This is a genomic window from Bifidobacterium tissieri, from assembly GCF_002259645.1.
Lineage (GTDB): Bacteria > Actinomycetota > Actinomycetes > Actinomycetales > Bifidobacteriaceae > Galliscardovia > Galliscardovia tissieri.
Window position 1 is genome coordinate 20,011 of the sequence record NZ_MWWV01000022.1, and the last position, 13,018, is coordinate 33,028.

General features: G+C 60.6%; 10 protein-coding genes and 1 pseudogene. 8 read left to right on the forward strand and 3 right to left on the reverse strand.

The genetic code is table 11. The annotated features are described in order from the left end of the window. Positions 1 to 445: 445 nt before the first annotated feature. The 6 genes and pseudogenes from BTIS_RS11160 (at position 446) to panD (ending at position 6,166) form a co-directional block, all read left to right on the forward strand. The gene (locus tag BTIS_RS11160) at positions 446 to 1,909 is read left to right on the forward strand and encodes a bifunctional phosphopantothenoylcysteine decarboxylase/phosphopantothenate synthase (RefSeq protein WP_245819434.1); all 1,464 of its coding nucleotides are present in this window, start codon (positions 446 to 448) and stop codon (positions 1,907 to 1,909) included. 81 nt (positions 1,910 to 1,990) lie between these two features. Continuing rightward, positions 1,991 to 2,746, forward strand: a pseudogene (locus BTIS_RS11165) (type III pantothenate kinase); the annotation flags it as partial. A 102-nt stretch (positions 2,747 to 2,848) separates the two neighbouring features. Further along, positions 2,849 to 3,787 carry a Rossmann-like and DUF2520 domain-containing protein gene (locus tag BTIS_RS11170; protein WP_094665491.1) on the forward strand — a complete coding sequence of 313 codons (939 nt, stop codon included), beginning with the start codon at positions 2,849 to 2,851 and terminating at the stop codon, positions 3,785 to 3,787. An 88-nt stretch (positions 3,788 to 3,875) separates the two neighbouring features. Next, entirely contained in the window at positions 3,876 to 4,703 is an 828-nt protein-coding gene (panB, locus tag BTIS_RS11175) for a 3-methyl-2-oxobutanoate hydroxymethyltransferase (RefSeq protein ID WP_094665492.1), read from the forward strand. Positions 4,704 to 4,836: 133 nt separating this feature from the next. Then, on the forward strand, positions 4,837 to 5,724 hold the full coding sequence (panC, locus tag BTIS_RS11180; protein ID WP_094665493.1) for a pantoate--beta-alanine ligase: 888 nt from the start codon (positions 4,837 to 4,839) through the stop codon (positions 5,722 to 5,724). Positions 5,725 to 5,782: 58 nt separating this feature from the next. After that, the gene (panD, locus tag BTIS_RS11185; RefSeq protein ID WP_094665494.1) at positions 5,783 to 6,166 is read left to right on the forward strand and encodes an aspartate 1-decarboxylase; all 384 of its coding nucleotides are present in this window, start codon (positions 5,783 to 5,785) and stop codon (positions 6,164 to 6,166) included. Between the two features lie 865 nt (positions 6,167 to 7,031). On the opposite strand, the gene BTIS_RS11190 is transcribed toward panD, so the two are convergent. After that, a complete protein-coding gene (locus tag BTIS_RS11190) occupies positions 7,032 to 7,460 on the reverse strand; it encodes a hypothetical protein (RefSeq protein ID WP_094665496.1) in 429 nt (142 codons plus the stop codon). Between the two features lie 197 nt (positions 7,461 to 7,657). On the opposite strand from BTIS_RS11190, the gene pgl reads away from it, so the two are divergent. Continuing rightward, positions 7,658 to 8,464: a 6-phosphogluconolactonase gene (gene pgl / locus BTIS_RS11195; RefSeq protein WP_094665498.1), complete on the forward strand. Its 807-nt coding sequence runs from the start codon at positions 7,658 to 7,660 to the stop codon at positions 8,462 to 8,464. A 653-nt stretch (positions 8,465 to 9,117) separates the two neighbouring features. Here pgl and gndA read toward each other — a convergent pair. Together gndA and BTIS_RS11205 are read right to left on the reverse strand one after the other, a co-directional pair. Then, the gene (gene gndA, locus BTIS_RS11200) at positions 9,118 to 10,572 is read right to left on the reverse strand and encodes an NADP-dependent phosphogluconate dehydrogenase (RefSeq protein WP_094665506.1); all 1,455 of its coding nucleotides are present in this window, start codon (positions 10,570 to 10,572) and stop codon (positions 9,118 to 9,120) included. A gap of 365 nt (positions 10,573 to 10,937) precedes the next feature. Then, positions 10,938 to 12,281 (reverse strand): ABC transporter substrate-binding protein, encoded by a 1,344-nt coding sequence (locus BTIS_RS11205; protein ID WP_094665500.1) that lies wholly within the window; start codon positions 12,279 to 12,281, stop codon positions 10,938 to 10,940. Between the two features lie 158 nt (positions 12,282 to 12,439). On the opposite strand from BTIS_RS11205, the gene BTIS_RS11210 reads away from it, so the two are divergent. Further along, a partial coding sequence (locus BTIS_RS11210; RefSeq protein ID WP_143248948.1) for a transposase occupies positions 12,440 to 13,018 on the forward strand: 579 nt, incomplete at its 3' end.

Sequence of the window (13,018 nt, forward strand, 5' to 3'; positions counted from 1 at the left end):
CAGAGTATTTAGCAAAAACGACAAATACCGACAAAGTGTCTATTCTATTTACCCCCGATACCCCCCCCGAGCCTATGGACGTGTCGGCATAATCCATTGCGATCATTGCGAAATCATCAATACATGACTCTCTTCACGACATGCCACCTTTTGCCTCGGTATTCAAACAGAAACGATCATGGTTTCCGGTACGGCCAAGTCACACTTCACCATGGATTGTGACGAAGATTACAGCGACAATCTTTGGCATGAAGTGGCATCGCCCGTAGCCCACTTACTAAACTTGTATCGGCTTTGACGGGGACTTCCCGCAGAGACTTGGACACCGCGACCCGCAGGCCGCGACCTGACAGGGCACGAGCCGACGGACGGCCGATCCGCGATCATGACGACCACGAATCATCATCGTCCACGAGGGCGTATCGTGCCATATGGAGGCAGCGCAATGAACGCCATGCTCAACGACGACACGCATCACGACGGCGCCGAATCCGCGAACCGCCGGCACTCGCACTCCGCTACGCAGCATCGCCGCCGCAAGACGCAGCGTCCGATTCATATTCTTCTCGGCGTCACCGGATCAATCGCCGCGTTCAAGGCCTGCCAGCTCGCCTCGAGTCTGACCAAGCACGGCTGCGAGGTGCGCGTGATGATGACCGCGGCAGCACAGCGATTCGTCGGCCCGGCCACGTTCGACGCACTCACGCACACCACCACGCGCACGGTCATGTTCCCCGACTCCGAATACGCCATCACCACCGACGAATACGGCGACGCACGGGTGGGTGTCAGCCACATCGAGGACGCCAAGTGGGCCGACATGGTGGTGATCGCCCCCGCCACGGCGAATGTGATCGCCAAGTTCGCGTACGGCCTCGCCGACGACTATCTGACCAGCACCGTGCTGGCGGCGACCTGTCCGAAGCTGGTCTGCCCGGCCATGAACGTGCATATGTATGAGAATCCCGCCACCCAGCGCAACATCGGCATCTGCCGTGAACTCGGATTCCGATTCGTGGATCCCACATCCGGCATGCTCGCATGCCAGGACGTGGGCAAAGGACGCATGGCCGAACCCGACGATATCGAAACGGTGATCGGCGAGATCCTGGCCGAAACGCTGACCGGAACCGGGGAATCCAAGAATACGGACGATACGAACACGACCGCGAACGCAGGCGCGGCCACCCCCACCGCGGTCACCCCCTCCCTGAAGGGACTCAACGTACTCATTACCGCCGGTCCCACGCAGGAGCCGCTCGACCCGGTACGCTATCTGACCAACCACTCCACCGGCAAGATGGGCTACGCGCTGGCCGAGGCGGCACGAGACATGGGCGCCACGGTCACCCTCGTCTCCGGACCGGTGGCACTGCCCGAACCGCAGGGCATGAACATCGTGCACGTGACCACCGCGCGTGACATGTTCGCCGCGGTGTCCGACCACTTCGCACATGCCGACATCACCGTGATGGCGGCCGCCGTCGGCGACTTCCGCGCCGAAAACGCCAGCCCGCAGAAGATCAAGAAGCACGGACGCACCACGCTTACGCTCGAGCTGGTCGCCAATCCGGACATTCTCTCCTGGGCCGGCGAACACAAGCGCGCCGACGGCTCGCAGACCCTGTGCGGATTCGCCATGGAAACCGAGCATCTGGTGGAGAACGCCGCCCGCAAACTCGCCGAAAAGCACTGCGACATGCTCGTGGCCAACAATCTGCGCGACCCGGGCGCCGGATTCGCCACCGACACGAACGTGGTGACGATCCTCACGCCGGCGACCGACACCGACGATCAGAACGACGAATCCCACAACATCGCCGATATCGAGCGCATCGGCCAGATGCCCAAGACCGAACTGGCGAAACTGATCCTCGCCCGGCTTAACGGTCTGCGCACCCGGCAGTGACAGACCCATCTCGACACCATGTCAAACGTCATGTCAAACACAGCAACGAGAAACAGGACAAGAAGCAGGAAAAGAGGCACCATGCTGATCGCCGTCGACATCGGCAACACCAACATCGTCATCGGATTCATCGACGGTGACGACATCGTGGGCACCTACCGTCTGACCACCAAGACCCGCCGCACCAGCGACGAGTACGCGATGATGCTGTCCACGTTCATGTCGATGTCCCGTATCAACCCCGACGAGGTGGACGACGTGATCATTTCCTCGGTGGTGCCGAAGGTCATGTACGCGTTCCGTTCCAGCATCAGGAAATTCCTTGGAACCGAGCCGATCATCATCGGACCGGGCATCAAATGCGGCATCAATCTGCGTCTCGACGAACCGAAGACCGTGGGTGCCGACCGTATCGCCGACTGCGCGGGTGCCTATTATCTGTACGGCGGACCGGTGCTCGTGATCGATTTCGGCACGGCCACCACCTACGACTACGTGGACGAGAACGGCGTGTTCAGCGCCGGCGTGATCGGCGTGGGTCTGGAGACGAGCGCGAATTCCCTGTGGAGTCAGACCGCGCAACTGCCGGAGATCGAGATCGAACGCCCCGACACGATTCTCGCGACCAACACGAAGACCGCCATGCAGGCCGGCATCTACTTCCAGTTCCTTGGCGGCGTGGAATACACGATCGCCCAGTTCCGCAAGGAGATCGGTAACGACTTCAAGGTGGTGGCCACCGGCGGACTCGGCCGCGTGCTGTACGACGCCACCGATTCGATCGACGTGTACGACAGCCAGCTGATCTTCAAGGGTTTGGCGATCATCTACGCCCGTCTGCACGCGCAGAGCAAGTCGGGCGGCAAATCAGGGAAGTCGGTCAGGTCCGGCAAATCCCACCGTAGGTAGCGGTACATCAGACGAAGGCAGCAAGGCATCATGAAAATCGGGTTCATCGGGGCAGGCAAGGTCGGTTGCGCCATGGGTGCGCATCTGCGTCGGTCGGCGCTCGTCACCGTCAGCGGATACTACAATCGTCCGTCCGACGCCGCCGAGACGGCCGCGAACGCGTTGGATGTCGACGAATTCACATCACTGGCCGACATCGTGGAACACAGTGACATGCTGCTCGTCACCGTGCCCGACGACGCAATCGCGTCCGTCTGGCGGGAGCTTCGGGAACTGCCCGGCAATCCCATCTCCGGCATGGCGGTGGGCCACTGCAGCGGATGCCTGTCGTCGCGCGTGTTCGACGGCAGTGCCGAACTCGGCGTGTCCGCGTTCTCCATGCATCCGATGCAGGCGGTGAGCGAGCGCTTTCCCGCCGACGGCCGTGATCAGCTCGACGGCGCGTTCTTCGCGCTCGAGGGTGACCCCCGATGCACGGAAATGCTGGGACAGCTGCTCGGTTCGCTTGGCAACCGGTCCCGAGTGATCGATGCCGCCGCCAAGACCCGGTATCATGCGGCCGCCGCCATGGCGAGCAATCTGCCGATCGCGTTGTGGAATGCGGCGGTGGAGACGCTGCGGTCGTGTGGATTCACGGAATCCGACGCCCGGGAGGCACTCCGCGCGATGATCGTGCACAACGCGGAAAGCTTCTGCGAGCGCGGAGCGAAGTCGGCGCTTACCGGTCCGGTCGAGCGCGCGGATGTGGGCACGGTTCGCGCGCATCTCGAGTCGCTCTCTCCCGAAGCACGGGCGTTGTATGAACCGTTGTCGCGTGCGCTGCTGTCGATCGCGGCGGCGAAGAATCCCAATCGCGACTATGCGGCGCTGCGTGATCTGCTCGATGACGGTCTTGCGAATTCCTCGCATCCGAACGTATCGGGTCGAACGTCTCAGGCCGAACGTCTGAACGGCTCAGGCAACAACTGACACTTCATGTCATAACTGAACATCATCACCGATAATTGAACACGGCGCGGATCGGGAGGCCGACCGCGACCAACGAAAGGAATAATCAATGAAGAACACCGCAGTCACATTCCGTGCGGCCAAGGCCAAGGGCGAGAAGCTGTCCATGCTCACCGCCTACGACTACACCACCGCGAAGCTGATCGACGAATCCGGTATCGACGGCATTCTGGTCGGCGATTCGCTGGGCATGGTCATGCTCGGCTATGATTCCACGCTGCCGGTGACCATGGAGGATATGATCCATCACGCCAAGTGCGTGACGCGTGGCGCCAAGAACGCGCTTGTGGTGGTCGATCTGCCGTTCATGGCCTATCACACCGTCGATCAGGCCGTGGAGAACGCCGGACGACTCGTCAAGGAGGGCGGCGCGCAGGCCGTGAAACTCGAGGGCGGCGTTGCGTTCCACGATCAGATCAAGGCCATTGTGACCGCGTCCATTCCGGTCATGGCGCATCTGGGGCTCACCCCGCAGTCGGTGAACGCGTTCGGCGGCTTCAAGGTGCAGGGCAAGAACGTCAAGACCGCACAGCAGATTCTCGACGACGCGCGTGCGATCGAGGATGCCGGCGCGTTCGCCGTGGTGCTTGAGGGCGTGCCCACGCTGCTGGCCAAGCGCATCACCGAGGAGCTGTCGATTCCGACGATCGGCATCGGTGCGGGAGACGTGACCGACGGTCAGATTCTCGTGTATCAGGATCTGCTGAACATGTACGGCGAGATGAAGCCGAAGTTCGTGCGTCACTACGCCGAGATCGGCGCGCAGATGCGTGACGCGTTCGGTCGTTATATCGCCGACGTGAAGTCCGGTGCCTTCCCCGACAACGATCGTGAAGGCTTCAAGATGGACGAGGCCATTCTCGACGAACTGAAATAACGACTGAAATATCGCGGAAATACCTCCGGACGATACCGTACATTCACTCGTCATCGTCACTATCGATATCGTCAATAATCCAATAATCCGTAATCCAATAATCCGTTGAGAACAATTCATTGAGGAGATCATCATGACTACTGAAACCACTGCGTCCGCAGAAGCATCATTCGCCGTCGTTCACACCATCGCCGAAGTGCGCGAACAGGTCAAGGCATGGAAGGCCCAGGGCCTGACCGTCGGTCTGGTGCCCACCATGGGCTTCCTGCACGAGGGTCACAAGAGCCTGATCGAGCACGCCGTGGCCGACAATGATCGCGTGGTCGTCTCCGACTTCGTCAACCCCGTGCAGTTCGGGCCGAACGAGGATCTGGAGGCCTACCCGCGCGATCTCGACCGCGACTCGAAGCTCGTCTCCGGCGCGGGCGCGAACCTGCTGTTCAACCCCTCCCCCGAGGAGATGTACTACCCGAACCGCACCACCGCCATCACCATGGCCACGATCACCGAGGAGCTGTGCGGCAAGAGCCGTCCGGTGCACTTCGGCGGCGTGTGCACGGTGGTCGCCAAGCTGTTCAACATTGTGACGCCGAACCGCGCCTACTTCGGTCAGAAGGATGCGCAGCAGCTGCTCGTCATCAAGCGCATGGTCCGCGATCTCAACTTCGACATCGAGATCATCGGCTGCCCGATCATTCGCGAGGCCGACGGTCTGGCCAAGAGCTCGCGCAACACGTATCTGAACCCGGAGGAGCGCGCCGCCGCGCCGATTCTGCACAAGGCGCTGGAGGCCGGTCGTGCGCTAGCCGAGTCGGGCGAGAAGAACGCCGACGTGATCAAGGCGAAGGTGCGCGAGGTGCTGGCCACCGAGCCGCTCGCCGACCCGGAGTATGTTGAGGTGGTGGATCTGGAAAATGTGCACCCGGTCGCCACGCTTGACCAGCCCGTGCTCGTGGCCATCGCCGTGCGCATCGGCAAGACCCGTCTGATCGACAACTTCTTCTACCCCGAACTTCACTGACCTGATCGCGCGATTATCACGTCGCGGAATCGATAACGCTAAGGAACACGAACACATCATGCAGCTCAATATGCTCAAAGGAAAGATTCATCGCGTCACCGTCACCGAGGCCCGTCTCGACTACGTCGGTTCGATCACCGTCGACTCCGATCTGCTCGACGCGGCCGGCATTCTCGAATACGAGAAGGTGGCCGTGGTGAACGTGAACAACGGACAGCGTCTGGAGACCTACACCATCGCCGGCGAACCCGGCAGTGGCGTGATCTGCCTGAACGGCGCGGCCGCCCACTTCTTCGACCCCGGCGACACGGCCATCATCATGTGCTACTGCCAGATGGACGCCGAGGAGGCTAAGAACCACAAGCCCAAGGTGGTGTTCGTGGATGAGAAGAACCACGCCACCCGCGTGACCAATTACGAGAAGCACGGTCAGATCGCCTGATCCGATCTTGTGTGGTCTTGTGTGATCTTGTGAGATCTGGTTTGGTCTCATGGTCTGATGAGATCTGGTTTGGTTTGGTCTGGCCTGATGGTCTGATGGTCTGATGGTCTGATGGTCTGATGAGATCCGGCTCTCTCATGAGATCTCGTTGATGTCCCAGTCGTCCCCAGTCGTTCGTGTGATCCGGCTGGGGACGACTACTATCCATGGCCGGAGAGGGAGAATTAGCCGGATTAGGGACGACCGATGGGTAGTTGGGTGGATACGGTCTGGCAGGTACGGTCTGGACTGTCTGACGGATACAGTCTGGCGGGTATTGGCCGGGGATATTGACCGGTACTGTCTGGCGGGCAGTCAGACGGGTACGGCCAGATCCTCCGATCGGACAGGTTGGATCATGCGAATCCAGACAGACAGGCCAAATTAGTCAGATTGGGTCAAACAGACCGGACCGGGCAGACAAGCGGAATCAAACAGACCGAATCAGTTAGACCGGACCGAACAGACCGAATCAAACAGACCGATAGATCAAGTCCGCACGACTTCCAACGACCCAGTCATCGATGAATCAGCCCGGGATATGGGCCATCCCCTCGAGATTCCACATATCCACCCTCACATCCGAATCGTGAACACCCCAACTCATTACTGGGTAAATCCGGACACCACTCTAGGTAAACCCGGACAATAACTCTGGGTCAAACCGGCACATTTACCCGACTCTGGGTATTTCCGTATTATGAGGGACCTTAGTTGGGGGTCCTCATGATACGGAAATACCCAGAACCAATCCTCGTGAGCCGGAAATACCCAGAACCCTTGGCTCAATTGAAACCGAGACCTACCAAGACCAAGGGAACAGGACTCATACCAGTGGTTGTTTGGTTTCCAGTTCGCAGATGACACCGGTCTCCTTGCGAATCCATTCGATTGCCTGCAACGCGGCGAAATTCCACAACGCATACGGCATGCCGCCAAAACCGGGATGTTCGGCCCAAAAGGTCAGATTGTCGCTGTACGCGGTGATGCCGATGGCCTCATCGACCGGCATCACGGCACGATAGATCTGATCGGCCAACGTCGCAACGAACTCGTTCGCGGCACCCAGTGCATCCCTGAGATGCTGATCGGCCGTCGCCGGAGGGCCGATGATCTCCCACGACTCCACGTCGTCGGCATCCCATTGGGCATTCTCACCGTCCACTTCCCTCTCGACCGTGACGAACAACCTGGCGAATTCGTCCGAGGTCAGGCCCGTCACCCTGCGGCGCGTGGATAGCTCAATCGGCGTCACAATCGTCTCCTTCGGAATCCAGTCCAACCCATCACCAAACCAGCCGCCAACCCCTTACGGCGGATACACTACAAGACAGCATAGGCACCATTGCAACCTTCTGTCACCTTCGTTCTTCCGTAACATCGCGTACTAGAATTGAAACGATTGAGTACCCGCAAGGCAGCAAGACAACAGAGGACAACAGAGGAACAATCATGGTTGAACGTCGTGTCATTCAATACCCGAACGCCGATGTACTGCACGAAGCAGTGGCCGCCCGTCTGCTTATCAAGATCTCCGATCGTCTCGCCCGGCATCAGCGCGTGGACGTGGCCCTCACCGGCGGCACCGACGGCATCGCCGTACTGCGTGCTGTGGCGGCAAGCCCGCTGAGCGAGGCCGTGGATTGGAGCCGTGTGCATCTGTGGTGGGGAGACGAGCGTTTCGTTCCCGCCAACGATCCGGATCGCAACGCGATACAGGCCCGCGAGGCATGGTTCGGCAAGCTCGTGGACAATGGCGTGATGCCGGAATCGCATGTGCACGAGATGCCGGCTGATACGCGTACCGCCGACGAGATCGCCGCGGCGTCGGACAAGGACAACTACGATGTCGCCACCAAGGCCGCGCACGCCTATGAAAAGGAGATCGTGAACGAGCTGGGCAAGAAGCAGGCGTTCGACATCGCGCTGTTCGGCGTGGGTCCGGACGGTCACTTCGCATCGCTGTTCCCTAACCATCCGGCGTTGAAGAGCCACGATAAGAAGACCCGCGTGATCGGCCTGAGCGACTCCCCGAAGATGCCGCCGGTGCGTATCAGCCTCACGTCTCCGTTCATTCGCAAGTGCCGTCGCGTATGGATGATCGCGTCGGGCGAGCGCAAGGCCGATGCCGTGGCGAAGGCGCTGGGCAGCATCAACAATCCGCAGGTGCCGAGCTCGTTCGCCGGTGGAGACAAGGAAAGCCTGTGGCTCGTGGATGACGCCGCGGCCTCCATCCTGCGCGCCGGGTCCGCCGAGTAATCCACGGCTCGCGGGCTCCGGTTCGAGGGTTTTGACTTACAGGCTCTGGCTTACGGATCTCTGACCACGGATTCCGGTCCGTAACTCTCGGATTCCAGATTTCTGACCACAACTTCAGGATTCCAATCCACAGTTCCCGGCCCACGGCCGATTCATGATCGCAGCCCGCGGTTCACACTCCGATTTCCATGGTGTGAACCGCGGGCTGCGGCATATGGCCTCGAAATCCCCAGACTTCAGTCCACAATCCACATCCCCTTGACCGAATTGTGGACACTCTAACACGGTCTGGGTATTCCCGGACACCGGTCTGGGTGTATCAGGACATAGGTCTGGGTAAACCCAGACGATAACTCTGGGTCAAACCCGTACATATAACCGGCTCTGGGTATTTCCGTATCATGAGGACACGTTTTGAAGGTCCCTCGTGAACCGGAAATACCCAGAGCCGGTCTTTGAAGTACGGAAATACCCAGAGCCGACGGGCCACGCCAATTCAGGCTCAACCCCCAACCCGATCAAACTGATCCAACCCAAACCCAGTCAATCCTCACAGACAAAAACCGCGGCCTCCCTTACATGGAAGGTCGCGGTTTTCCCAACTCCGGAATTCTCATGCGATTCCCCGAGTCAGCGAATCAGCCTAGCGGTAATCAGGCCTGCTTGATCTCCTCCTGGCCGGGCTCGGTCCACAGCGTGTGGAAGACACCGGGCTCGTCCACACGCTGGTAGGTGTGGGCGCCGAAGAGGTCGCGCTGACCCTGGATCAGGGCGGCGGGCAGACGCTTGGAGCGCAGACCATCGTAGTAGGCCAGCGAGCTGGAGAACACCGGCATCGGGATGCCGAAGCTGATGGCGCGGGAGATCACGCGACGCCACGAACGCTGCACGGTCTCCACCGCGTCCTTGAAGTACGGGGCGAACAGCAGCGACACGTTGGCCTCGCCGGACTCGAACGCCTCGGAGATACGGTTGAGGAACTGGGCGCGAATGATGCAGCCGCCACGCCAGATGCGGGCCACGGCAGCCAGATCGATGTCCCAGCCGTATTCCTTGGCGGCCTCGGAGATCTCGTTGAAGCCCTGAGCGTAGGCCACGATCTTGGATGCGTACAGCGCCTCGCGAATGTCGTTGATGAACGCCTGACGCTCCTCGAGCGGCATCGGCACCACTTCGGACGGGCCTTCGAGACCCTGCTTGGCGGCCTCCTCGCGCAGCTCGGTCTGCGACGACAGACCACGGGCGAACACGGCCTCGGCGATACCGGTCACCGGCACGCCCAGCGACAGGGCGGTCTGCACGGTCCAGGTGCCGGTGCCCTTCATGCCGGCGTGGTCGAGCACCACGTCGATGAACGGCTTGCCGGTCTTCTTGTCCACGTGGTGGAGCACTTCGGCGGTGATCTCGATCAGGTAGGAGTTGAGCTCGGTCTTGTTCCACTCCTCGAACAGGTCGCCGATCTCGGCGGGCTCCATGCCCAGGCCGCGACGCATCAGGTCGTAGCTTTCGGCGATCAGCTGCATGTCGGAGTACTCGATGCCGTTGTGCACCATCTTGACGAAGTGACCGGCACCGTCGGAACCGATGTGCGTGACGCACGGTTCGCCTTCCGCCTTGGCGGAGATGCTCTCCAGAATCGGGCCGAGGGTCTTCCAGGACTCCACGGTGCCGCCGGGCATCATGGACGGGCCCTTGAGCGCGCCTTCCTCACCGCCGGACACGCCGCAGCCGACGAAGTGCAGACCGCGAGCGCGGATGGCCTTCTCGCGACGCATGGTGTCCTTGTAGTAGGCGTTGCCGCAGTCCACGATGATGTCGCCGGGCTCCATGAGGTCGGCCAGCTGGTTGATCATGTCGTCGGTGGGCTCGCCGGCCTTGACCATGATGATGGCGGTACGCGGCTTGGTGAGGGACGCGACGAACTCCTCAAGCGTCTTGGCGGGAACGAACTTGCCCTCGTCGCCATGTTCGTTGATCAGGGTTTCGGTACGCGAGTAATGACGGTTATATACGGCTACCGTGTTGCCCTTGTGCGCCAGGTTACGAGCCAGGCTCGCTCCCATCGCCGCAAGACCGACAACACCGATATTGGCTTGTGCTTCGCTCATCATTGCCTTTCGATAGAACAGCGGGCGGCACGTTTCGTTCCGTGATCGTCGCCACGGTTCCGCCCATGAGCACGGTTTTCCCCGCGGTTAGAAGTATACCATTGTCGCGAATAGTAGTACCTTTTGAATTCAAAGGTTTCATTTGTCGGACACTGACAATCCCCATGTACCCCAGATTCCCATACACCCCATCGGATCTCGAATACGACGATGCCCGCCGACGCGTTCCGCATATCGCGGACCGTATCGACGGGCATCGTTTCGCCGTGATGGCGGGATTCGGATTGTCAGATCAACGGATCACATCACCCACACGGACGATTCAGACAATCGACTTCGACCGATAGTCCATAGTCCAGAGCCGCTCACTTGACCGTGAAGCCCTGGGTCTTGCCGAATTCGACGAGCTTGTCCTGCCACGCCTTCACACCATCGGAGAGCGAGGTGTTCTTGTCGGTGAACGCCTTGCCAGCGTTGTCGCCGTAGATGTCGCGGGCGTGGACCTCGAAGGGCAGGAACTGGTAGTCGGTGGAGACGTTCTCAGCGGCCTTGGCCAGCTCCTCGTTGTACTTCTGACCACCGAAGTAGTCCACGTCCTCACCGTCGGAGTTCTTCACGGTGGTAGCGTTGAGGAAACTGTCGCTCTTCATGGTGTCCAGATCGGCCGGGAAGGCGCCACCTTCGACACGGGTCTTGATGCCCTCGGCGTCATGGTTGGCGAACTCGATGAACTTGTAGGCCGCATCCTGCTTCTTGGAAGAGGACAGAATCGCCAGCGAGGAACCGCCGTTCTCGGAGTTGGTGGCCTTGCCGTCCTGGGTCGGCATCTGGGCCACACGCCACTTGCCGGTGGCTTCGGAGGCGGAGTTGACCAGCGTGGCGGGCATCCACGCACCGGTCATCAGCGAGGCGATGGAGCCGTCACCGAGGGCCTTGTTCCAATCCTCGGACCAGCCGACGGTCTTGGTGTCGATCAGGTCCTCATCGATCATCTTCTGCCAGAACTCGGTGAAGCTCTTGGCACCGGAGTCTCCGGTGAGATCGATGGTCACGGTCTTGCCGTCCGCGGAGGTCTTGAACGGCTGACCGCCGGCGAGCCAGACCATGGAGTCGTAGAAGCCTGCGTCGCCGGAGTCGGAGGTGATGTAGGAGCCGGTGGCACGGATCTTCTTGGCGGCCTCATAGTATTCGTCCCATGTGGTGGGGACCTGGGTCACACCGGCCTTGTCGAACACTTCCTTGTTGTAGAACAGCGCCATCGGGCCGGAGTCCATCGGCAGGCCGTACACCTTCTTGTTCCACTGCACGGAGGCCCAAGTGCCGGGCGTGTAGAAGCTGTCGTAGCCGGAGGTCTTGGAGGTGATGTCGGCCAGCTGGTCACTGATCGCGTACTGCGGAATGGCGTAGTACTCGATCTGCGCCACGTCCGGAGCACCCTTGCCCGCCTGGATGGCGTTGTCGAGCTGCGTGTACTCCTTGGCGTTGGTGCCCACGTTCTGCAGGTCCACCTTGATGTTCGGGTTCTTCTCCTCGAACTTCTTCACGACATTCTTCAGCGTGGGCTCCCATGCCCAGACGGTAATCTCCGTCGTGCCATTGGAATCCGAGCCGCTATCGGATGCGTTGGACGATCCGCATGCGGCCATCGAGCCCAGCATGGCGATGGCGCCGGTGACGGCGATCGCCTTCTTGAGTGCAGTGAACTTCATCGTTCCTCCTTGTTTCCCTGGCGTTCGAAGTCTCCGAATGCCAGCTTCCATAACTTCCTTTGTCGTTGCACAAGTCCATTACGATGATCGACGATCAGTGGAGATGGTCCTTTCGAGGTGGTGACGTTTTCTTGGACTGTGATCCGGGAGGAGTCATCATGGCGAGGTATACGAGGGAGCAGCGTCGGCGTGCGGTGGAGTTGTATGTGAGGTATGAGTGCTGCGCGGCGGACGCGATCCGGGAGTTGGGGTATCCCAGTCGTGAGGCGTTGCGTATGTGGCATCGGGACTGGCTCGAGGAACAGAGGACGGGAATACCCTCGACGCGTGGCGAGCGGTATTCGCGCTACACGTTGGAGCAGAGGCGGGCCGCGGTGGACCATTACCTGACGCACGGGCGGCGAGCGAGCCGTACGATCCGCCAAATGGGGTATCCGAGCAAGACGCTGCTGGCCTCGTGGATTGACGAGCTCGCGCCCGGCGAACGCCGGCTTCGCCACGGGCCCATACCTGAGGAGCTCAAGCGCGAGGCCGTGCTCAAGGTCGCGTCCGGTGGAGCGAGCTCGCGTGAGGCGGCGGAGGGATTGGGAGTGGATTCGTCGGTAGTGAGAAACTGGAAGCGGCGATTGCTCGACAAGACGAAAGGGGCCGCGGTGGCGAAGGACGAACCGGAACGCAAGGATACCGCACCGCAGGCTGATGCGGATGCGCTGCGCGGCGAGATCGCCTCGCTGAAC

What these genes read in the sequence shown, in the direction of transcription:
- BTIS_RS11160 (WP_245819434.1), top strand. Translation starts at nt 446, where the DNA reads ATGAACGCCATGCTCAACGACGACACGCATCACGACGGCGCCGAATCC.
- BTIS_RS11170 (WP_094665491.1), top strand. Translation starts at nt 2,849, where the DNA reads ATGAAAATCGGGTTCATCGGGGCAGGCAAGGTCGGTTGCGCCATGGGT.
- panB (WP_094665492.1), top strand. Translation starts at nt 3,876, where the DNA reads ATGAAGAACACCGCAGTCACATTCCGTGCGGCCAAGGCCAAGGGCGAG.
- panC (WP_094665493.1), top strand. Translation starts at nt 4,837, where the DNA reads ATGACTACTGAAACCACTGCGTCCGCAGAAGCATCATTCGCCGTCGTT.
- panD (WP_094665494.1), top strand. Translation starts at nt 5,783, where the DNA reads ATGCAGCTCAATATGCTCAAAGGAAAGATTCATCGCGTCACCGTCACC.
- pgl (WP_094665498.1), top strand. Translation starts at nt 7,658, where the DNA reads ATGGTTGAACGTCGTGTCATTCAATACCCGAACGCCGATGTACTGCAC.
- gndA (WP_094665506.1), bottom strand. Translation starts at nt 10,572, where the DNA reads ATGAGCGAAGCACAAGCCAATATCGGTGTTGTCGGTCTTGCGGCGATG.
- BTIS_RS11205 (WP_094665500.1), bottom strand. Translation starts at nt 12,281, where the DNA reads ATGAAGTTCACTGCACTCAAGAAGGCGATCGCCGTCACCGGCGCCATC.